This window comes from Nonomuraea sp. MG754425 (assembly GCF_021699195.1).
Classification (GTDB): domain Bacteria; phylum Actinomycetota; class Actinomycetes; order Streptosporangiales; family Streptosporangiaceae; genus Nonomuraea.
In genome coordinates, this window is record NZ_SSXE01000101.1 from 1 (window position 1) to 21006 (window position 21006).

Annotated in this window: 20 protein-coding genes; 10 read left to right on the forward strand and 10 right to left on the reverse strand. The window is 73.1% G+C overall.

All coding sequences use genetic code 11. From position 1 onward, the window contains the following. From FAF44_RS30605 to FAF44_RS30620, 4 genes are all read left to right on the forward strand, one after another. Positions 1–696, forward strand: a 696-nt coding sequence (locus FAF44_RS30605) for an ATP-binding cassette domain-containing protein (protein WP_237106777.1), incomplete at its 5' end; no start/stop codon positions are given. A 195-nt stretch (positions 697–891) separates the two neighbouring features. Continuing rightward, a complete protein-coding gene (locus FAF44_RS30610) occupies positions 892–1566 on the forward strand; it encodes a ThuA domain-containing protein (RefSeq protein WP_237106778.1) in 675 nt (224 codons plus the stop codon). Then, a complete protein-coding gene (locus tag FAF44_RS30615) occupies positions 1551–2651 on the forward strand; it encodes a Gfo/Idh/MocA family protein (protein ID WP_237106779.1) in 1101 nt (366 codons plus the stop codon). The genes FAF44_RS30610 and FAF44_RS30615 overlap by 16 nt, the downstream gene beginning before the upstream one ends. Positions 2652–2898: 247 nt before the next feature. Further along, positions 2899–3576: a GntR family transcriptional regulator gene (locus FAF44_RS30620; RefSeq protein ID WP_237106780.1), complete on the forward strand. Its 678-nt coding sequence runs from the start codon at positions 2899–2901 to the stop codon at positions 3574–3576. A 24-nt stretch (positions 3577–3600) separates the two neighbouring features. Here the strand turns inward: FAF44_RS30620 and FAF44_RS30625 are convergent, their stop codons facing one another. The 3 genes from FAF44_RS30625 to FAF44_RS55985 all read right to left on the reverse strand — a co-directional run bounded on the left by FAF44_RS30625 (position 3601) and on the right by FAF44_RS55985 (position 5976). Beyond that, positions 3601–3936 carry a hypothetical protein gene (locus tag FAF44_RS30625; RefSeq protein ID WP_237106781.1) on the reverse strand — a complete coding sequence of 112 codons (336 nt, stop codon included), beginning with the start codon at positions 3934–3936 and terminating at the stop codon, positions 3601–3603. 38 nt (positions 3937–3974) lie between these two features. Continuing rightward, positions 3975–4781, reverse strand: a complete 807-nt coding sequence (locus FAF44_RS30630) for a peptidoglycan recognition family protein (protein WP_237106782.1) — start codon at positions 4779–4781, stop codon at positions 3975–3977. Positions 4782–4986: 205 nt separating this feature from the next. After that, positions 4987–5976, reverse strand: a complete 990-nt coding sequence (locus tag FAF44_RS55985) for a C40 family peptidase (RefSeq protein ID WP_237106783.1) — start codon at positions 5974–5976, stop codon at positions 4987–4989. 142 nt (positions 5977–6118) lie between these two features. Here FAF44_RS55985 and FAF44_RS30640 point away from each other — a divergent pair, with 142 nt between their 5' ends. Then, positions 6119–6400 carry a metal-sensitive transcriptional regulator gene (locus FAF44_RS30640; protein ID WP_237106784.1) on the forward strand — a complete coding sequence of 94 codons (282 nt, stop codon included), beginning with the start codon at positions 6119–6121 and terminating at the stop codon, positions 6398–6400. An 18-nt stretch (positions 6401–6418) separates the two neighbouring features. On the opposite strand, the gene FAF44_RS30645 is transcribed toward FAF44_RS30640, so the two are convergent. Then, positions 6419–7708: a cytochrome P450 gene (locus tag FAF44_RS30645; protein ID WP_237106805.1), complete on the reverse strand. Its 1290-nt coding sequence runs from the start codon at positions 7706–7708 to the stop codon at positions 6419–6421. Between the two features lie 110 nt (positions 7709–7818). Between FAF44_RS30645 and FAF44_RS30650 the strand changes: the two genes are divergently transcribed. Next, the gene (locus FAF44_RS30650) at positions 7819–8472 is read left to right on the forward strand and encodes a TetR/AcrR family transcriptional regulator (protein WP_237106785.1); all 654 of its coding nucleotides are present in this window, start codon (positions 7819–7821) and stop codon (positions 8470–8472) included. Positions 8473–8493: 21 nt separating this feature from the next. Here the strand turns inward: FAF44_RS30650 and FAF44_RS30655 are convergent, their stop codons facing one another. Continuing rightward, positions 8494–9429: an aldo/keto reductase gene (locus FAF44_RS30655; protein WP_237106786.1), complete on the reverse strand. Its 936-nt coding sequence runs from the start codon at positions 9427–9429 to the stop codon at positions 8494–8496. 162 nt (positions 9430–9591) lie between these two features. Here FAF44_RS30655 and FAF44_RS30660 point away from each other — a divergent pair, with 162 nt between their 5' ends. Continuing rightward, positions 9592–10062, forward strand: a complete 471-nt coding sequence (locus FAF44_RS30660) for a pyridoxamine 5'-phosphate oxidase family protein (protein ID WP_237106787.1) — start codon at positions 9592–9594, stop codon at positions 10060–10062. A 27-nt stretch (positions 10063–10089) separates the two neighbouring features. Here FAF44_RS30660 and FAF44_RS30665 read toward each other — a convergent pair whose 3' ends face one another. Beyond that, on the reverse strand, positions 10090–10851 hold the full coding sequence (locus FAF44_RS30665; protein ID WP_237106788.1) for an SDR family NAD(P)-dependent oxidoreductase: 762 nt from the start codon (positions 10849–10851) through the stop codon (positions 10090–10092). Positions 10852–11187: 336 nt separating this feature from the next. Here FAF44_RS30665 and FAF44_RS30670 point away from each other — a divergent pair, with 336 nt between their 5' ends. Further along, positions 11188–11508: a hypothetical protein gene (locus FAF44_RS30670; protein WP_237106789.1), complete on the forward strand. Its 321-nt coding sequence runs from the start codon at positions 11188–11190 to the stop codon at positions 11506–11508. 117 nt (positions 11509–11625) lie between these two features. Further along, the gene (locus tag FAF44_RS30675; protein WP_272895237.1) at positions 11626–13929 is read left to right on the forward strand and encodes an ATP-binding domain-containing protein; all 2304 of its coding nucleotides are present in this window, start codon (positions 11626–11628) and stop codon (positions 13927–13929) included. A gap of 170 nt (positions 13930–14099) precedes the next feature. Here FAF44_RS30675 and FAF44_RS30680 read toward each other — a convergent pair whose 3' ends face one another. The 4 genes from FAF44_RS30680 to FAF44_RS30695 form a co-directional block, all read right to left on the reverse strand. After that, complete coding sequence (locus FAF44_RS30680) at positions 14100–14855, reverse strand: GntR family transcriptional regulator (RefSeq protein WP_237106791.1); 756 nt, start codon at positions 14853–14855, stop codon at positions 14100–14102. Positions 14856–14864: 9 nt separating this feature from the next. Continuing rightward, entirely contained in the window at positions 14865–15662 is a 798-nt protein-coding gene (trpA, locus tag FAF44_RS30685) for a tryptophan synthase subunit alpha (protein ID WP_237106792.1), read from the reverse strand. Beyond that, a complete protein-coding gene (gene trpB / locus FAF44_RS30690; RefSeq protein WP_368857778.1) occupies positions 15659–16816 on the reverse strand; it encodes a tryptophan synthase subunit beta in 1158 nt (385 codons plus the stop codon). The genes trpA and trpB overlap by 4 nt, the downstream gene beginning before the upstream one ends. Positions 16817–17052: 236 nt before the next feature. Beyond that, positions 17053–17583: a MarR family winged helix-turn-helix transcriptional regulator gene (locus tag FAF44_RS30695; RefSeq protein WP_237106794.1), complete on the reverse strand. Its 531-nt coding sequence runs from the start codon at positions 17581–17583 to the stop codon at positions 17053–17055. A 99-nt stretch (positions 17584–17682) separates the two neighbouring features. Between FAF44_RS30695 and FAF44_RS30700 the strand changes: the two genes are divergently transcribed. Next, entirely contained in the window at positions 17683–20970 is a 3288-nt protein-coding gene (locus tag FAF44_RS30700; protein WP_237106795.1) for an efflux RND transporter permease subunit, read from the forward strand. Positions 20971–21006 lie beyond the last annotated feature (36 nt).

Below are 21006 nucleotides of genomic sequence, written 5' to 3' on the forward strand. Positions count from 1 at the left end.
CTGGGCATCGTCGGCGAGTCCGGCTCGGGCAAGACCACGCTCGCCCGGCTGCTGCTGGCCCTGCTGGAGCCCGACGCGGGCCGGACGGCCCTGCTCGGCGAGCCGTGGAGCGGCCTGCGGGAGCGGGAGCGCCGCCCCCGCCGCCCCCGCATCCAGCTCATCTCCCAGAACCCCCTGGACTCCTTCGACCCCCGTCACACCGCCGGCCGGCTGATCGCCGAGCCGCTGCGGCTGCCACGGGCCGAGCGCCGGGCCCGGGTGCTGGACCTGCTGGCCCGCGTCGGCCTGCCCCCGGAGTCGGCCGGCCGGCACCCGCGCGAGCTGTCCGGCGGCCAGCGGCAGCGGATCGCCATCGCCCGCGCCCTCGGCCCCCGCCCCGACGTGCTGGTCTGCGACGAGCCCGTCTCCGCGCTGGACGTCTCGATCCAGGCCCAGGTGCTCGACCTGCTCGCCGAGCTCCAGGCCGAGTACGGCACCGCGATGGTGTTCATCTCGCACGACCTGGGCGTCGTCCACCACGTCGCGGACCGGGTGCTGGTCATGAAGGACGGCCGGGTGGTGGAGGAGGGCGAGGTGGACGAGGTGTTCACCGCGCCGCGCCACCCGTACACGCGGGAGCTGGTGGCGGCGGTGCCGAGGCTGCCGGCCGCGCGCGGTGGGCACACTCGGCACCGGCTCGGCTCGCCGGCGTCCTGAGACGGGCGCGCGGCCGGGAGGCCCGGTTCCGGCTCGTGCCCGATCGGTGAAAACGCACGGGAGTTTTCCGCCGAACTCAGACACAATTAGCGGAGTGTGCCGCTTTTGTGGCTTTGGCGGAACACAGCCGATTTAGGGTTCATCGAGCGATTGGCAAAACGCATGACGGGCGAGCACCGGCGTAACGTCCTCGTGGTGCGGGGCGGATGGGAAGGGCACGCCCCGGTGGCGGCCACCGACCTCTTCGTCCCCTTCCTGGAGAAGAACGGGTTCGAGGTACGGCTGGCCGACGGCCCTGAGCCCTACGCGGACGCCGCGTACATGGCCGGCGTCGATCTCGTCGTGCAGTGCTACACGATGGGCGCCATCGAGCCCGACCAGCTCAAGGGCCTGCGGGCGGCCATCGAGGCGGGCACCGGGATGGCGGGCTGGCACGGCGGCATCGCCGACTCCTACCGCAACTCCTCCGACTACCTGCACCTCATCGGCGGGCAGTTCGCCTGCCACCCCGGCAAGCACCCCGGCGACGAGGACGCGGGCACCGAGCGGCACAACTTCGTCCCCTACACCGTGAACATGCTGCCCGCCGCGGCCACCCACCCCATCACCGAGGGGATCGGCGACTTCGACCTCGTCACCGAGCAGTACTGGGTGCTCGCCGACGACTACATCGACGTGCTGGCGACCACCACCCAGCAGGTGCGCCCGTGGGACCCCTGGCACCGGGAGGTCACCTCGCCCGCCGTCTGGACCCGCCGCTGGGGCAAGGGACGGATCTTCGTCGCGACCCCGGGGCACAGCCTCGACGTCCTGGAGCACGACAGCGTGCGCACCATCATCGAGAGGGGACTGCTGTGGGCGAGCCGCTGAACCTCGGCATCGTCGGCTGCGGGGCCATCTCGGCCCAGTACCTGCGCACCATCGACCGGCTGCCGCAGGTGCGGCTGGTGGCGGTGGCCGACCTGGACCCGGAGCGGGCGCAGGCGGCGGTGCGGCCGTACCGGCGGCCCGGCCAGGACATCGACGTGCTGAGCGTGGCCGAGCTGATGGCGGACGCGCGGATCGACGCCGTGCTCAACCTGACCGTCCCGGCCGCGCACGCCGAGATCGCGCTGCTGGCCGTCGCCGCGGGCAAGGACGTCTACTGCGAGAAGCCGCTCGCCGCGACCGGCGCGGACGCGCGGCGGGTGCTGGAGGCGGCCCGGGCCGCCGGGACGCGGGTCGGGTGCGCCCCCGACACGGTCCTCGGCACCGGGACGCAGACCGCCCGCCAGGCGATCGACGACGGCCTGATCGGCAGGCCGGTGGCGGCCACCGCCACGATGGTGACGCCGGGTCACGAGCGCTGGCACCCGAACCCCGACTTCTACTACGTCCCGGGCGGCGGGCCGCTGCTGGACATGGGCCCGTACTACGTCAGCAGCCTCGTGACGCTGCTCGGCCCCGTGGCCACGGTGATCGGCGCGGCGGGCCGGCCGCGGGCCAAGCGCACGATCGGCTCGGGTCCCCGGCAGGGCGAGGAGATCCCCGTCACCGTGGACACCCACGTCACGGGCGTGCTCGTGCACGCGTCGGGCGCGCTGTCCACGCTGGTGATGAGCTTCGACGCGGTGGCGACCAGGGCCCCGAACATCGAGGTGCACGGCGAGCGCGGCTCCCTCGTGGTGCCGGACCCGAACCGCTTCGACGGCGAGGTGCTGCTGACCCGGCTCGGCGACGACGGCTCGAGCCCGCTCCCGGTCTCGGCCGGGTACGCCGACGCGGGCCGCGGCGTCGGCCTGATCGACCTCGCCGAGGGACGGGAGCCCCGGGCCGGCGGCACGCTGGCCTTCCACGTGCTCGACGTGATGGAGTCGCTGCTCGCCTCGGCCCACTCGGGCCGGTCGGTGGACGTGCGGAGCACCTGCGAGCGGCCCGGCCCGGTGCCGCTGGGCCGCCCCGCCGCGCAGGACTGAGCCGCCCGGCCGGGGGCGGCGCAGCCCCGCCCCCGGCCGCGGCCAGCGGACGGACGTGCCGGTGTCGGTGAGGTCGCGCCGGCAGGACTCCGGCGCCTTGAGCACCGCGAACATCGTCACCGGCGCGCCCGGCATGACGTACCCGGCCACCAGCGCTCGAAAGGCGGTTAACCGTCAACGGTTAACGTTGACCGTATGCAAGAAGGCGCGTTAGGCTCCAGGCGGGTGGAACCCGAGAGGAGAACCGGTGACCATCACCAATCCGTTGCGTCATCCACCACTGGGCGATCAGTTGCTCGCCCAGCTCCGCTCGCTCATCGTGCGCGCCGAGCTGAGCGTCGGCACCCACCTGGTCGAGGGCCGCATCGCCGAGCGCTTCGGGGTGAGCCGCGGGCCGGTCCGCGACGCCCTGCGCCAGCTCGAGATCGAGGGGCTCGTCGAGACGCGCAAACGCGGCGTCTTCGTGCGCGGCCTGTCCGACCGCGACCTCGTCGAGCTCTACTCCCTGCGCGGCGCGCTGGAGGGGCTGGCCGTCAAGGAGGCCATCGCCCACCTCGGCACCGCCGACTGGGCCCTCATGGACGCGGCGATCGAGCAGATGCGCGCCGCCGCGGCCACCCCCGACCCGGCCAAGTTCGCCGCCGCCGACCTCGACTTCCACAGCGGCTTCTACACCCTCGGCGGCAACCGCTGGCTGGCCGCCACGTGGGCGCTGCACCGGCCGCTGTTCGCCACCGTGCTGGAGATCACCAACACCGACCGCGACCTGGTCCCCGTCGCCGACGACCACGCCGAGCTGAGCGCGATCGTGCGCTCCGGCGACGTGGCCGCCGCGCTGGCCGCCCTCACGGCGCACCTCGACGGCTCCTGCGGCCGGATCCGCGCCACGCTGAGCGGACGGCCCCGCCCCCGGCCCGCGTTCTGACCCCGCCGCGCGTCCGGTGCGCGCTCAGCCCTTCAGGCCGCTGAACGTCATGGTGGCCACGAACTGCCGCTGCGCCGCCACGAAGGCGATGATGAGCGGCACCGTGGCCACCACGTTCCCGGCCATGAGCAGCGACCACTGCGTGTGCCGGGTGCCCTGGAAGTTGGCCGGCCCGAGCTGGATCGTGTAGAGGCTCTCGTCGCTGATCGCGATCAGCGGCCAGACCAGGTCGTTCCACGAGCCGAGCAGCGTGAACACGGTCAGCGTCGCCAGCGCGGCCGGGCCGGCGGCAGCCAGGGCGGACAGGACGCGGCGTGTCAGCTCCACGTCACCGACCCCGATGAAGACGATCCGCGCCATCCCCGAAGTCTCGCACGCCCGCCCGGCGCGCCCCCGGGTCAGACGCGCAGCAGTGGCGCCCAGGTCCGCGGCCCGATGAGGCCGTCGTCGTCGATGCCCTCCGCGCGCTGGAAGCCGCGCACCAGCTCCACCAGGCCGTCGTCGCAGCGGGTGGACGTCAGCCACCCCTCCAGCCCGTTCTGGACGCCGGAGTAGGCGGCGGGCGGCACGTGCCCCCGGGCGAACAGGCAGCCCCTGACGGTCTTGACGTCGTGGTTGTCGTCACCGGGCCGGATCATCGGCAGTTCCTTCATGATCTCCTTCATCCAGGACGGGCCGGGCGCACCGGCGACGAGGGCGGCGACGGCCGCCCGGAACTCGGTCATGTCGATGGAGTGAGGGTCGGGCTTGGCGGTGTTGACCTCCCGGTGGGCCTTGACGCGCGAGGCGGGCAGGCCGAACTCGCGGCACAGCTCCGCGCACAGCCGCCGGTAGGCGTCGAGCTGCTCCTGCGGCCACGGCTGCGAGCCGTCGTTCTCGGCCTCGATGCCGAGCGAGCTGGAGTTGGCGTGCCGCGGCGAGGTCGAAGGCGCGTTGTGCCAGCAGCGACCGGCGGCGATGACGTAGATGTGACCGGACCTGCCGAGCCCGAACTGCGACAGCGGCCCTGACAGGCCGGGCCGGCCGTCGCGGACCACGGCGAGCGAGGGGTAGTCGCCGCCCGCGGCCGGGCCGGCGGTGTGGTGGCAGACGACGCCCTGCACCTCCGGTTGCGGCCCGTGGCCGCGGCTCTGCCAGCCGGCCACCTCGGTCACCGGCTGGCCCGTGCGCCGGGCGACGTTGGCGAGCTGGGTCAGGTAGGGCATCAGGCTCCTCCGTCACGCGTCTCGATGAGTCTCACACCCTTCGATCGACGATGAGTGGTCGTGGATGTTCCGTCCGTGATCGCCTCCGGGCCGCCGGATGGGCCGCCGGCTCGGAAGGCGCTTACAGATCATTAGCATGCTTGACCGGTGCGTCACCGGGAGAACGCCAAGAATCACGGCGAACCGCCGGTCTCGCCCGTCCGCGTCAGGGGCGGACGGCGCCGACCAGGCGGCCCCGCCAGTAGTCGTCCAGATCGACCACCTTGACGACGTCCCCGGTCTGCGGGGCGTGGACCATCTTGCCGCCGCCCGCGTAGATGCCCATGTGCCCGAGCCCCCTGCTGAACAGCAGGTCGCCCGGCTTGACCGCGTCCAGGTCCACCCGCCGCCCGGCGCCCCAGCTCCACTGCGTGTACGTGGTGCGCGGCAGCGTGACCCCGGCCGCCCGCCACGCCGCCTGGGCCAGGCCCGAGCAGTCGAAGGAGGCCGGTCCCGTGCCGCCGTACCGGTAGGGCTTGCCGATCTGGGCGAAGGCGAACGTCAGCGCCCGGCGGGCGTTGCCGGAGGCCGGCCCGGTGTAGGCGACGCCGGCGCTGCGCGGGTTCCCGGCCCGGTAGTCGCCCAGTTCGCGCAGCAGCCGGGTCTGCTCGCCGACGAGCTTGTCCACCTTCGCCTTGCGCCCCCGTACGTCGTCGCGGGCCCGCCCGGCCCGGTCCAGCGCGTCCTTGGCCTGGTCGCGGCGGGTGCGCAGCCCCTTGGTGGCCTGCTCGAACGCGGCGATCCGCGCGGCTCGGTCCCGGGCGAGCTGGTCGAGCACGGCCATCCGGCTGAGCATCGTCTCCGGATCGCCCCCGACCACCAGCCGCTGCCAGTTCAGCGGCTCCCCGTACCGGTAGTCGTGCGCCGCGATCGCGGCCAGCTCCGACCGCAGCTCCGTGACCCGCTCGCCCTCGCGGGCCAGCTCGGCGTCCAGCGCCCGGTACGCCGTGCGCGCCTCACGGTAGGTCTCGGTGGCCTGGTTGAACCGCTCGACGAGCTGGTCGGCCTGCTCGTTCAGCTTCACCAGCCGCGCCCTGACCTGGCCGGGCGACGGATCCGCCGCGGCCGGGAGCGCCGGCACACCGGCGACGAGCACGGCGGTCACCGTGGCGGTCACCGTGGCGCTCGCCCGTACGAGCCTCGCAGACACCCTCACCCGCCCGCCTCCTTCCGGCCGTCCCGACAGGAGGTACGCGGGCGGCGCCCCGGTCGTTCAGCCCGGCCGCCCCCGCGACGGAATACCGTACGGGGGTACTGTGTTCTCCGGGATGACGGGGAACCGGACGGGAGGGCCCGACATGGCCGGATACAGCGCCACCAAACAGGACCACGCGATGCGGCTGCGCCGTGTCGAAGGGCAGATCCGCGGCCTGCAGCGCATGGTCGAGGACGACAAGTACTGCATCGACATCCTGACCCAGGTGTCCGCGGCGACCAGCGCGCTCAAGGCGTTCTCGCTGTCGCTGCTGGAGGACCACCTGGCCCACTGCGTCGCCGAGGCCGCGCGCAAGGGCGGACCGGAGGCCGACGCCAAGGTCAAGGAGGCGACGGACGCGATCGCCAGGCTCGTCCGCTCCTGACGCGCCCCCGCGCCGGGCTCACCCGGCGGGCGGCGGGGTGAACGTGCACGGCAGCCGCTTGTAGCCGTTGATGAAGCTGGACAGCAGCCGGTCCGGCTCGCCCGCCGTGATGTCCGGCAACCGGCCGAACAACTCGCGGAACATCACCGTGATCTCCCTGCGGGCCAGGTTCGCGCCCAGGCAGAAGTGCGGCCCCGGCCCGCCGAAACCCACGTGCGGGTTGGGGGAGCGGGTGATGTCGAACGCGTCGGGGTCGGTGAACACGCTCTCGTCCCGGTTGGCCGAGTAGTACCACAAGGTCACCCGGTCGCCGGCCTTGAGATGATGGCCGTTCAGCTCGTGGTCGCGGGTCAGGTTGCGGCGCATGAACAGCACCGGGGCGCTGAGGCGGACGATCTCCTCCACCGCCCCGCCGATGCGTCCCTCGAAGTCCGACAGCAGCAGCTCCCGCTGCTCCGGATGATCGGTGAGCAGCTTCAGGCCGTGGGCCAGCGCCGTGCGGGTGGTCTCGTTGCCCGCCACCACCAGCAGCAGGAAGAACGCGGCGAACTCGCGCGGGCTCAGCCGCTCGCCGTCCACGTTGGCGTTGACCAGCGCCGAGGTCAGGTCGCCGGTCGGCGTGGCGCGCCGCTGCCGGCCCAGCTCGGCCGCCAGCCGGTGCAACTGCCAACCGGCCAGGGAGACCGTGCCCAGCAGCCGGGCCGCGCGCAGCCGGCCGATCCGGGCCGCGCCGCTGCTGTAGTCCACCGCGTTGCCGACGTACTCGGGGTCGGTGTAGCCGACGACGATGTTCGTCAGCCGTACCACCCGCTCGTGCTCCCGCGGCGGGATGCCCAGCATGTCGCAGATCACCTCGACCGGCAGCCGCATCGCCACGCGGGAGACGAAGTCGCCGGGACCGGCCTCGATCAGCTCGTCCACGATGCGCCGCGCGCGGCGGGCGACGTCGTCCTCGGCCTTGGCCAGCGTCTTCGGGGTGAACGCGCGGGAGACGATGCGGCGGATCTTGGCGTGCCGCGGATCGTCCATGTCGATCATCGAGTTGAAGTAGCCGTCCATCCACCGGGGCAGGTCGGTCGGGCTGGTGGCGGAGGGCTCACTGCTGAACACCTCGGGGTTGCGGCTGGCCTCCTGTACGTCGGCGTGCCGCACCAGCGCCCACGCGCCCGGGTCGCGGCGCATGAACGGCACCTTGGGCAGGGCGAACAGCCGCAGGCCGGGCTCGGCGCGCAGCATGGCGAACGCGCGCGCCCGCTCGTGCGCGGGCCGTTCCCAGAATCGCAGGTCGCTCAGGTCGATGTCGGCCATGGTGAGGGCCGCACGATTGTCCGTTGTCACGGTCCACCGCCTTCCGGATCTGGTGTTTACCATCACCAGATTTGCCGCGGGCGTCAAGCGATACGGCAGAATCGGTGGGCATGACGCCCCATCGGACCTCCATGCGTCCCTACCGCGGCGTGCCGGCCGAGCAACGCCGCGCCGGGCGCCGGGCCGCGCTCCTGGAGGCCGGCCTCGACGTGCTGGGCACCGACGGCTGGGCGAGCGCCACCGTGCGTGGCGTGTGCTCGCGCGCGAAGCTGAACGACCGCTACTTCTACGAGAGCTTCGCCGACCTCGACGCCCTGCTGCTGGCCGTGGTCGACGACCAGGCCGCGCAGGCGACCGGCCTGATCGAGGACGTGGCCCGGCGGGCCCCGCGCCGCCTGCGCCCCCGCACCACCGCCATGGTCGGCGCCATCGTCGACTTCCTGACCGCCGACCCGCGCCGGGCCCGCGTGCTCGCCTGCGAGTTCCCGGCCAGCCCGCTGCTCCAGGAACGCCGCCGGGCGATCATCGGGGTGCTGGCCGACATCTACATCGCGCAGGTCCGCGAACTGCTGGACGAGGTGCCGCTCGGTGAGACCGATCTGCGGATGACCGCGCTGACCGTCGTGAGCGGCCTGTGGGAGCTGCTGGCGGCCTGGTTGCGGGGTGACGTCGAGACCGGCCGCGACCACCTCGTCGCGTACGTCGTCGCCCTGCTGCTGACCACGACCGACCTGGCCCCCGCCCTCGACCATCGGCTGCGCTGACGCCCGGCCGTGCCCGTGCCGTCAGTCGACCGGCGAGGGCGGCGGCGCGCCGAGTGCCGCCAGCTCGTCCCAGAACCCGTCCGGGATCTGCGCGTCCACCAGCGCGTCCAGCCCTTCCAGCCGCTCCACCGAGGTGATCCCCACCACGGTGGAGTGCACCCGCGGCTCGCGCAGCGAGAAGTGCAGGGCCGCCGCGGGCAGCGCGATCTGCCACCGCTCGCACAGCTCGCGCACCAGCCCCACGTGCCGGCCGAACTCGGGTGAGATCTCCCGGTAGCCGTAGGTTCCGGCGTGCCGCGGCGAGCCGGACAGGATCCCGCCGCCGAAGGGCGCGGCGTTGAAGACCGTCATGCCCCGCTCGGTGGCCAGCCGCAGGATGTCCTCCGCGCTGCGGTCCACCAGCGTGTACCGGTTGTGGGTGAGGACGGCGTCGAAGGCGTCGGTGCGCAGGTAGTCCTCCACCAGCGTCCCGCCGGCGGCGGCGATGCCGATCGCGCCGACCAGCTTCTGCTCGCGCAGCGACACCAGGGCCAGCACGGCCCCGCCCGGCGCCATCGCCTCCCGCACCGTGATCGTGAACGGGTCGTGCAGGTGGTAGACGGGCAGCGTCTCGACCCCGAGCCGGGTGATCGTCTCCTCGAACGAGCGCAGCACCCGGTCGCCGTCGAACACGCCCGTCTCGAGGTCGCGGTCGGCCTTGGAGAAGACGGTCACCCCGCCGGCCTCGCCGAGCACCCGTCCGATCAGCGTCTCGCTGTGCCCGCCGGCGTAGGCGTTGGAGGTGTCGAGCTGCCGGAACCGGCCGGACACCAGCGCCCGCGCGAGCCGCTCACCGCCGGGGTCACGGCCCAGCGACGACGTGCCGAGCGTCACCGCCTCCAGGGGGGTGCCGGTCCCGGGCACGGGTCGCGCCTGCTGCTCTGGCAACGTGTCCGCCTCTCTGACGATCGTGGGCATGCCCGCCGATCATCCCACGCGCCCCGCAGAGGCAGCCAGGCCGGACGGTCCACCGCGTAGGCGGAGGAACGTGCGGATCACCTGGCGAGCCCGGACCGGGTTTGTAAATCGCGGTTCAGGAACGGGCTGATTCTGTCGGTCGCGCCCGCCATGATGAGGGCCATGGCTTCATGGCAGGAGTTTCAGCGGCACGCGCCGGAGCTGGGCGAGACGGCCCGGCGGTTGATGGACGGCTACCCGCACAAGGTCCTGGCGACCTTGCGCGCCGACGGATCGCCCCGGGTCAGCGGCACCGAGACCAGCGTGCGCGACGGCGAGTTGTGGACGGGCTCCATGCCGGGCGCGGTCAAGGCCGCCGACCTGCGCCGCGACCCGCGCATGGCGATCCACGTGACCTCGCGCGCCCCCGACCCCGACGACCCGTCCTCCTGGGAGGGCGACCTGAAGCTCTCCGGGCGTGCGGTCGAGATCACCGACCCCGGGGCGCTGGCCGCCTTCGACCTGCCCGACGCCGGCTCGCACCTGTTCCGGATCGAGCTGGCCGAGGTGGTGTGGACACGGGTGCGGGGCAACGAGCTGGTCATCACCGCCTGGGGCGAGGGCGCGGGCGTGCGGGAGTTCCGCCGCAAATGAATCTACAATGTAAAGGCGCGGGGCCGGTCAGTGAACGGCGAAACCGCCGTCCACGAACAGCATCTGCCCGGTCACGAACCCGCAGGCGTTCCCGGCGAGGAACACCGCCGCGCCCGCGAAGTCCTGCGGCACCCCGTTGCGGCCCGCCATGTGCCGGGCGGCCAGCGCCTCGACCCGGCCGGGGATGGCCTGGGCGGGCTCGGTCAGGGGGGTCAGCACGAAGCCGGGGATGATCGTGTTGACGCACACCCCGGCCGCCGACCAGGCTTCGGCCTGCGAGCGGGTCAGCCCGGCGAGGCCGGCCTTGGCCGCGCCGTAGACACCGCTGTCGCCGAAGGCGCTGATCGACTGCTGCGAGCCGACGTTGATGATGCGGCCCCAGCCGCGCCCGGCCATCTTCGGCCCGTGGTGCTGGCCGAGCAGGTACGGCGCGGTGAGGTTGACGGCCATGGTGCGCTCGTAGTCGTCGGCGGTCAGCTCGGCCATGGGCTTGCGGATGTTGTTGCCGGCGTCGTTGACCAGGATGTCGATGTCGCCGCCGCTCTCGCACACCCGCCGGACGTCGTCGCGCTCGCCGAGGTCGGCGCTGATGGCGGAGGCGGTGACGCCGTGCCCGCGCAGCCGCGCGACGGCCTTGTCCAGTTCTTCGCGCCGGCGGGCGACGAGCACGACCTCGGCCCCGGCGCGGCCGATCGCCTCGGCCATGGCGTACCCGATGCCGGAACTCCCGCCGGTCACCAGGGCGCGCCGGCCGTGAAGGGAGAACAGCTCCCGCAGGTAGTCGGACATGAAGCGTCAAGCTAGCACCCCGCCGCCCGCGGGCACGCCGACGGGGGGCGCGGCCGTGACCAAGGCCACACCCAGGCCCACGCGGGAGGGGTGCGGGGGAATGGCTGGAAGGCCCGTGCCCGCCCGCGCGCCGCCATGTGCGCGCCGCCGGATCGGCCTTCGAGGGGGAGGTGACGGGCGCGGCGAACGACCCGTCACCGGCTGTCTCCGCGCCCGCCGCGACGGCCCCGACCTGCCCTCTGACCTGGGACGACGGAAGATCATCGCCGTAGAATCGGCGGTGTCCCCGCCGCTCTTCCCGGAGATCTCGATGAATCGCACCATCCGTACGACCTGGTGTACGACTCCGGCTGCCTGCACCACCTGCCGCCGCACCGCCGGGTCAGCTACCGCGCCCTGCTGGAACGGGTGCTGGCGCCGGGCGGGCTGCTCGGGCTGACGTGCTTCGCGGCCGGCGGCATCGGCTCGGAGCGCCACGACGAGGACCTGTACGGCGACGGCGAGCTGCACGGCGGCCTGGCCTACACGCCGGAGGAGCTGCGCCGGCTGTTCTCCGACTACGCCGAGGTGGAGTTGCGCCCGATGGCCGAGCAGCCGCCGGGCGGCCCGCTCTTCGGCTCCCCTGTGCTGCTGTCGGCCCTGTTCCGCAAGCACTGAGCGCTGGAGACGGGCGAAGGGGGAGTTTGCGCGCTCCCGCGCGCCGGTCTAAGCTCGAACATTACCCAATAATCTGACGCGAGCGTTCAAGACCTCCAGTTAGGAGTATACCAGCAAATGGCTAATCGTCAAGATGGTCTTGCGCAAGCCCTTGACACCGAGCAGCGCGCCGTGTCGTGGCTGTACGGCCGGCTCGACGCCACCAGGGAACAGGCGCGGCGGACGCTGCGCGAGGTGTACGCCGGCGGCGGCGTCGCGGTCACCCGTCAGGCGCGGGTCGAGCGGGAGGTGCTGGCCTCGGAGCAGGCCCGCCGGCTGGCGCAGTTGGACGCGGTCGAGCGCGGGCTGTGCTTCGGCCGCATCGACGACGCGTCGGGCAGCGGCGCGTACATCGGCAGGATCGGCCTGCGCGACGAGGCGCACGAGTCGGTCCTGATCGACTGGCGGGCTCCGGCGGCGCGGCCGTTCTACGTGGCCACGGCCACCGACCCGGGCACGCTGGTGCGGCGGCGGCACCTGCATCTGAAGGACCGGGTGGTCGTCGGGATCGACGACGAGGTGTTCGACCTGGAGGGGATGAGCGAGGGCGATCGGCGCACGCTGGTCGGCGAGGCCGCGCTGCTGGCGGCGCTGCGCCGGGGGCGTACGGGCCGGATGGGCGACGTGGTGGCCACCATCCAGACCGAGCAGGACCGGGTGATCCGGGCCGCGCTGCAGGGCGCGCTGGTGGTGCAGGGCGGTCCGGGCACCGGCAAGACGGTGGCGGCGCTGCACCGCGCGGCGTACCTGCTCTACACCCACCGCGACACGCTGGAGCGGCGCGGCGTGCTGGTGGTGGGCCCCAACCCGATGTTCCTGCGGTACATCGGACAGGTGCTGCCGGCCCTCGGGGAGACGCAGGTGGTGATGACCACGGTGGGCGAGATGTTCCCGGGCGTGCGGGCGGTGGCCGCCGACGCGCCCGCGACCGCGGTGGTCAAGGGCGACGCGCGGATGGCCGGAGTGGTGGCCGCCGCGCTCGAACTGCGCCGGCCGGTGCCGCGGGAGGACCTGGTGGTGGAGCTGGACGGGTTGCGGCTGCGGGTGCCGCGCGAGAGCTGCCTGCGGCTGCGCGAGCGGGCCCGCGCGGTGCGGCTGACGCACAACATGGCGCGCAAGCTGTACGTCACCGAGATGCTCAAGGAGCTGGCCAGGGCCGAGGCGCGGGCGCTGGAGGAGTCGCTGCGCATCGAGGAGCTGGTCATCGAGGGCGAGCCGGAGCTGAGCGAGCCGCTCGACCTGGAGGGCGACCTGGACGACCTGGACCTGGAGCTGGCCGCGCGGCGGCTGTGGGACGAGCCGGCGGTGCGCCGCGCGGTGGACGGGCTGTGGCCCGAGCTGACCCCCCGGGAACTGGTGGCCGATCTGCTGTCCGCGCCGCAGGCGCTGCGCGCGGCCTGCCCGCCGGAGCTGGACTGGCGGACGCTGGTGCGCCCGCGCGAGGCGCCCTGGACGGTGGGGGACGTCCCGCTGCTGGACGAGGCGGCCGAGCTGCTCGGCGAGGACGACTCCGCCCGCCGGGTGGCCACCAGGGAGGCCGGCGAGGAGCGGGCCGAGCGCGAGCTGTACGCGCGGGAGGTGCTGTACTCGACGGGCGTGGCCGAGCAGGGCGTCTTCGAGAAGGCCGACGTGCTGGCCGAGCGGCACGCCGACGACGGCCTCGGCCTGACCACGGCCGACCGGGCGGCGGCCGACCGCTCCTGGGCCTACGGGCACGTGATCGTGGACGAGGCGCAGGAGCTGTCGCCGATGGCCTGGCGGATGGTGCTGCGGCGGGTGCCGGCCAAGTCGCTGACGGTGGTGGGCGACCTGGCGCAGACGGGTTCGGCGGCGGGCGCGCGCTCGTGGGGCGAGGTGCTGGACCCGCACCTGGCGGGCCGCTGGCGGGAGGAGCGGCTGCTGGTCAACTACCGCACGCCGGTGGAGATCATGCGGGTGGCGGCGGACGTGCTGCGGGCGTTCGCGCCGGGTCAGGAGCCGCCGGAGTCGGTGCGCGACGGCGGGGCCGAACCGCGGGCGCTGCGCCTGCCGGTCGAGCGGCTGCCGGAGCTGGCGGCGCGCGAGCTGGCGGAGATCGGGGCCGGTGACGGGCAGGGCCGGCTGGGCGTGCTGACGCCGGACGCGCGGCACGCGGAGGTGGCGCGGCTGTTCCCGCGGGCCGGCCTGGACGCGCCGGTGGCGGTGCTGACGGTCGGGCAGGCCAAGGGGCTGGAGTTCGACGCGGTCGTGCTGGTCGATCCGGCGGGCATCATCGGGCAGTCGCCGATGGGCGGCCAGGACCTGTACGTGGCGGTGACGCGGGCGACCCGCCGCCTGACGGTGGTGCACGAGGGCGACCTGCCGCCGGTGCTGTCCCGCCTGAACCAGAAATCTACAATGTAAAGGCGCCGGGTCCGCCCGACCGGCGACACGGACAACGGAACACCCGGCGAGCCGCACCGAGCCCACCCCGTGAATGAGACCCTCACCCTCCACCCCGACGGCGACGGGGCGCTCGCGGCCGGCCGCCGGCGTCGCCGGGACTCGCACGACCGGCAACGTCAAGGGCGGTGCTAGCTGGTGGCGCGCCAGGCGAGCGAGAGGCCGGTCGCGGCGCGTTCGGTGCGGATCTCCATCATGGTGCCCAGGATGGTGGCGTGGTCGGACACGACGGGAACGCCGTCGGGCGTGTAGGTGATCCGGGTGCTGACCAGTACGGCGCTGCCCTCGGGCTCGTGCAGGCGGCGCGCGGCGGCGGGGTCGAGCAGGCCGGGCCGGACCACCTCCGACGCCCGGCCGACCGCCACGCCCGCTTCGGCGAGCGCCGTGTAGAGGGAGACGGCGGTGAAGTCGCGCTCGCGGATCTGGTCGGCCACCGGCTGGCGTACCCAGGACACCTGGTGAACGGCGGGACGTCCGGCGAACTCGCGGACCCGCTCCAGCCGCAGGGCGCTCTCGCCGGGAGGCAGCCGCAGTTCGGCGGCGATGCGGGCGGGGGCCCGGCGCATCGCCCGCCCGGTCACCACGGTGCGTACGTCGTGGCCCTGTTCGCGCAGGTCGTCGGCCAGGCTGCGGAGTGAGCCGAGCTGGTAGGCCAGGTGGGGCGGGGCGACGAAGGTGCCCTTGCCGGGCCGCTGCACGATCAGCCGCTCGTCGCTGAGCTCCCGCAACGCCTGGCGCAGCGTCATGAGGGTGACTCCGTAGGAGGCGCTCAGCTCCCGTTGCGGGGGCAGGGCCTCGCCGGGGGTGTAGTGTCCCGACCGGATCTTCGCGGCGAGGTCGGCGGCGATGGCGCGGTATCTCGCCTCGTGCCCGGCGTCGGGGCTCATCGTGGTGCGTCACTCCTGGTCGAGGGCCCGTCGCAGGGTCGCGAGGAAGGCTCGCAGGTCGTCGGGCCCCGCCCCGTCGAGCACGCGCCGCATGACCGCGGCGCCGACCACCACCCCGTCGGCGTGCCGGCCGGCCTCCCGCGCCTGGTCGGGCGTGGAGATGCCAAATCCTAGCAAGACCGGCCGGTCGGTGCCGCGCATGATCCGCGCGGTGAGCTCCGCGGCGGAGGCGGGCAGGGTGGCCCGTTCGCCGGTGGTGCCCATCAGCGACACCGCGTAGACGAATCCGCGGCTGCGGCGCGCGATCTCGGCCAGCCTGGGTTCCGGCGTGGCCGGTGAGGCGAGCAGGGCGAGGTCGACGCCTGAGGCGGCGGCCACGTCGGCGAGTTCGTCCGCCTCGTGCACCGGCAGGTCGGGCACGATGAGGCCGGTGACGCCGGCGCGGCGCAGCGCGGCGCAGAACGCCTTGGGCCCGTCGTGCAGGACGAGGTTGTAGTAGGTGCTGGCGACCAGGGGCACGCCCACGTCCCCGGTCTCGGCCAGGTCGGCGAGGATCCGGCGGGTGCTCGCGCCCCGGGCCAGCGCCGTCTCACTGGCCTGCTGGATGGTGAGGCCGTCGAGGGTGGGGTCGGAGAACGGCAGGCCGACCTCGATCGCGTCCGCGCCGGCCGCGGCGAACGCCGCCAGGTACCGGGTCCAGCCGGCTGTGACGCCTCCGGTGACGTACGGCATGAGCAGGCGGCGGCCGGTGTCCCGGCGGGCGCGCAGGTGCTGTTCGACCGGGCCCGTGGTCGCGATGTTCGTCACAGCAGCTCCTTGAGGGTGGAGATGTCCTTGTCGCCCCGGCCGGACAGCGTCATCAGGACGGTCGATCCGGCGGGCAGTTCGCCGTCGCCCGCCGCGCGGATCACCCAGGCCAGGGCGTGCGCCGATTCCAGGGCCGGGACGATGCCCTCGGTGCGCGCCAGCCGGACGGCCGCGCCGACGGCCTCCTGGTCGGTGACCGTGGTGTAGCGGGCCCGGCCGAGGTCGCGCAGGTGGGCGTGCTCGGGGCCGACTCCCGGGTAGTCGAGCCCGGCGGCGATGGAGCGGGCCTCGACGATCTGGCCGTCGTCGTCCTGGAGGAACAGGGAGCGGCAGCCGTGCAGGACGCCGAGTTTGCCGCGGGCCGCTCCGGCCGCGCCCTGTGCCTCGACGCCGACGAAGCGGGCGGTGGTGTCGGCGAAGCCGGCGAAGGTGCCGGCCGCGTTGGAGCCGCCGCCGACGCAGGCGACCACGTGGTCGGGCACGCCGGTCCGCAGTTCGGCGGCGCACTGGGCGCGGGCCTCGTCGCCGATGACCCGCTGGAACTCCCTGACCATCCACGGGTAGGGGTCGGGCCCGACGACCGAGCCGACGCAGTAGTGGGAGTCGCCGGTCGCGCCCACCCAGTGCCGCATGGCCTCGCTGGTGGCGTCCTTGAGGGTGCGGCTGCCGGTGGTGACGGGGATCACCTCGGCGCCCAGCATGCGCATCCGGAAGACGTTGAGCGACTGGCGTTCGATGTCGCGCTCGCCCATGAAGACCGTGGCCTCCAGCCCGAGCAGCGCGGCGGCGGTGGCGGTGGCCACTCCGTGCTGGCCCGCGCCGGTCTCGGCGATGAGCCTGCGCCGTCCCATCCGGGTGGCCAGCAGGGCCTGGCCCAGCACGTTGTTGATCTTGTGGGATCCGGTGTGGGTGAGGTCCTCGCGCTTGAGGTACAGCCGCACGCCCAGGTCCTGCGACAGCCGCCGGGCCGGGGTGAGCGGGGTCGGCCGCCCGGCGTGCAGGGCGAGCAGTTCGGCCAGTTCGCCGCGGAAGCCGGGGTCCTCCCGTGCCTGGCGGAACGCCTCGTCCACCTCGCGGCACGCCTGGATGAGGGACTCCGGGGCGTACTGGCCGCCGTAGTCGCCGAAGCGGCCCCGGGCCCGGGGTTCGGTCATCGTCCCGGTCGCCGGGACGGGTTCGCGCCTGGGCGGAGCGACTCTCATCTCACTCACCTCGTTCTATAACTCTCCACAGAGTTCTATAACAGTGAGTGTGGCATGGGCGGCCCGGGGCGCGCCACCCCCGGCTGTTCGCGCGGTGTTCCGGTGACGTTCCCCACAGGGAGAAATCAGGCGACAAGGATGGGAACCGGTGCGGCGGGCCGGTCGTTGTCGCCAACGTGCCGGTCGCGTCAGCCGTCGCCGGTGGCGCGCGCGGGGCTCCCCGCCGGGCTCCCCGCCGGGGTCTCCGCTGGAGTCTTTGCTGGAGTCTCCGTGGAGGCGAGCTCGCAGGCGACGTCACGGATGGTGCGGGTGACGTGGTCGAGCGTGCGCAGGGTCTCGGTGTCGAGGTGCTCCATGATGCGCCGGTACTGCTGGATGCCGGCGTTGTTGATCTCCTCGATGAGGCCGGCGCCCGCGGGGGTGAGTTCGACGCGGCGGACGCGGCGGTCGTGGGGGTCCTCATGGCGGCTGACGAGCCCGTGGGCGACGAGGCGGTCGACGATGCCGGTGACGGTGCCGAGGCCGACGCCGAGGTTGTGGGCCAGGTCCTGCCCCGAGGCGGAGCCGCTCACGGACAGGACCATGACGACTTTGAGCTGCCTCATGGTGAGGTTGGAGGTGAACAGGGGGGACTGATGCTGGGCGAACAGTCGCCCCAGGCCCCGCTGTGTGTCGGTGATCCGGCGGATCAGGTCCTCGCGTTCGTTGCTCACGCTCACCTCTCGCTTCCTGAGAAGGTTATCAGGAACGCTTGAATGATCTAAATATTCGCGCAAGGCAAAGTGTTAGTCTGTGGCGAACTCTTGGAGGGGGACCCTATGACCGCATTTGCTCGGTTGAGCCTGGTCAACCGGAGCCTGGTGATCCTGATGGCGCTGGTGCTCAGCGCGTTCGGCGTGTTCACGATCCCGCAACTGAAACAGCAGTTGCTGCCGTCGTTGTCGTTCCCCGGCGCGTTCGTGGTCGCCGTGTACCCGGGCGCTTCGCCGGAGATCGTCGAGGACCAGGTCACCGCCCCGATCGAGGACTCCTTCCAGGGGCTGGCCGGGATGGAGCAGATGACCTCGACGTCGAAGGAGGGCCTGGCGCAGATCCAGGTGGCCTTCGACTACGGCACCGACATCGAGTCCTCGCTGAACAAGATGCAGCAGGCCATCAGCAGGGCGACGCTGCCGGACGGCGTGGAACCGCAGGTGGTGGCCGGCAGCACCGACGACATCCCGGTGATGGTGCTGGCGGTGGGCGACGGCGGCGACGAGCGGGCGATGGCCGACAAGCTGCGCCGCATCATGGTGCCGGAGCTGCAGAGCGTCGAGGGCGTGCGGGAGGCGTCGGTCACGGGCACCCGCGACGAGGTCGTCACGATCAAGCCGGACGCCAAGAAGATGGCGCAGCGGGGCGTGTCGGCCGCGCAGATCCCCGAGGTGCTGAGGGCCAACGGGACGCCGATCCCGGCGGGCACCCTGGTCACGGCCGAGAAGTCGCTGTCGGTGCAGGTCGGCTCGCGGGTCGACTCGCTGGAGAAGCTGAAGAACCTCTACCTGACGCCGGCCCAGCCGACGGCCGCGCAGCAGCAGGCGGCCGCCCAGGCCCAGCAGGCGCAGGCCGCCCAGGCCCAAGCTCAGGCACAGGCACAGGCACAGGGGAGGCCGCAGACCGGTCAGGCGCAGCCGCCGCAGGCGGTGCCGCAGCAGCCCGCGCCGCCCAAGCCGGTCAAGCTGGGCGACGTCGCGACGATCACGCAGGGCCTGGCGGAGGCCACGACCGTCACCCGTACCGACGGCAAGACGAGCCTGGGCGTGTCGGTGACGATGGTGCCCGACGGCAACGCGGTGGCGATCTCGCACGCCATCACCGAGAAGCTGCCCGAGCTGACCAAGGCGCTGGGCGACGGGTCGGACACGGCGGTGTCGGTGGTCTTCGACCAGGCGCCGTACGTGGAGCAGTCGATCGAGAGCCTGACCACCGAGGGTGTGCTGGGCCTGGTGTTCGCGGTGCTGGTCATCCTGGTGTTCCTGCTGTCGGTGCGCTCGACGCTGGTGACGGCGGTGTCGATCCCGCTGTCGGTGGTGATCGCGCTGATCGCGCTGTGGGTGGGCGACCACTCGCTGAACATGCTGACCCTGGGCGCGCTGACGATCGCCGTGGGCCGGGTCGTGGACGACTCGATCGTGGTGCTGGAGAACATCAAACGCCACCTGGCCTACGGCGAGGCGAAGCTGCAGGCGATCCTGGCGGCGGTGCGTGAGGTGTCGGGCGCCGTGACGGCCTCGACGCTGACGACGGTGGCGGTGTTCGCGCCGATCGCGATGGTGGGCGGCATGGTGGGCGAGCTGTTCAGCCCGTTCGCGATCACGGTGACGGTGGCGCTGCTGGCCTCGCTGGTGGTGTCGCTGACCGTGGTGCCGGTGCTGGCGTTCTGGTTCCTCAAGGCTCCGGAGCTGACGCCGGAGGAGGCGCGCAGGCAGCGTGAGGAGGCCGAGGCCAAGGAGCTGCGCTCGCCGTTGCAGCGGGCCTACCTGCCGGTGCTGCGCTTCGCCACGCGCTTCAAGCTGGTGACGATCCTCATCGGCGTGGCGGTGTTCGTCGGCACGATGGGGCTGGCCGGGGGCTTGCGGACGAACTTCCTGGACTCCTCCGGGCAGAACACGGTGTCGCTGTCGCAGCGCATGCCGGTGGGCACCGACCTGAAGACCACCGACGCGGCGGCCGAGAAGGTCGAGACCGTGCTGGCCGGCCAGGACGGCGTCGAGACGTACCAGGTGAACGTGGGCGGCGGCAACGCGATGAGCGGCGGCGCGGTCGGTGGCGGCGCGGACCGCGCCTCGTACTCCGTCACGCTGGCCGAGGACGCCGACACGGCGAAGGTCGAGCAGGAGCTGCGCGACAAGATCGACGGCCTGTCGGGGGTCGGCGAGGTCACCGTCGGCGGGGCGGGCGGCGGCGGGTTCGCCTCCGACTCCATCGAGGTGATCGTCCGGGCGCCCGACGCCGAGACGCTGCGCACCGCGACCGACGCGGTGAAGACGGCGATGGGCGAGGTCAGCGGCCTGCGTGACCTGTCGTCGAACCTGGAGACCAGCGCGCCGCGGGTCGAGGTGGTCGTCGATCGCGCGGAGGCCGCCGAGCGGGGCCTGTCGGAGGCGCAGGTCGGCCAGGCGGTGGCGCAGGCGTTCCGGGGCGCGCCGCTGGGCCAGATCACGCTGGACGGCCGGGCCAGCGACCTGGTGCTGCGCGGCGCGGACGCGCCGGAGAACATCAAGGCGATCGAGGACCTGCGGCTGCCCACGGCCGCCGGCATGGTGCGGCTGTCCTCGGTGGCCGACGTGCGCGAGGTCGCCGGGCCGACGCAGGTGACCAGGATCGACGGCGAGCGCTCGGCGACGGTGTCGGGCGCGGCCGTGGACCCGGGCAACCTGGGCGCGGTGACGCAGGAGCTGACCACGAAGCTGGACGGGCTGGCCCTGACGGCCGGCGCCTCCTACGAGATCGGCGGCGTGTCGGCCGACCAGGCCGACGCCTTCTCCGACCTGGGCCTGGCGATGCTGGCGGCGATCGCGATCGTGTTCCTGATCATGGTGGCGACGTTCCGCAGCTTCATCCAGCCGCTGATCCTGCTGGTGTCGATCCCGTTCGCCGCGACGGGCGCGGTCGGGCTGCTGGTGGCGACGGACACGGCGCTGGGCGTGCCCGCGCTGATCGGCATGCTGATGCTGATCGGCATCGTGGTGACGAACGCGATCGTGCTCATCGACCTGATCAACCAGTACCGCGACCAGGGCATGGGCGTGGTGGAGGCGGTCATCGAGGGCGGCCGGCGCAGGCTGCGGCCGATCCTGATGACCGCGGTGGCCACGATCTGCGCGCTGACGCCGATGGCGCTCGGGGTGACCGGTTCTGGCGGGTTCATCTCGCAGCCGCTGGCGATCGTGGTCATCGGCGGGCTGATCTCCTCGACCCTGCTCACCCTCGTCCTGGTGCCGACGCTGTACGTGGTGGTGACCCGCAAGCGTGACCACGGGCCGCGCCACGCCGGCACCGCTCCCCGCGCGCACGAGGGTGCCGAGGGCGCGGGGCGAGAGGATCTCGCCAGCAATCCGGCCTGACGTCGGTGAGGCGTCAGCCGCCCGGCGGGGGCACCA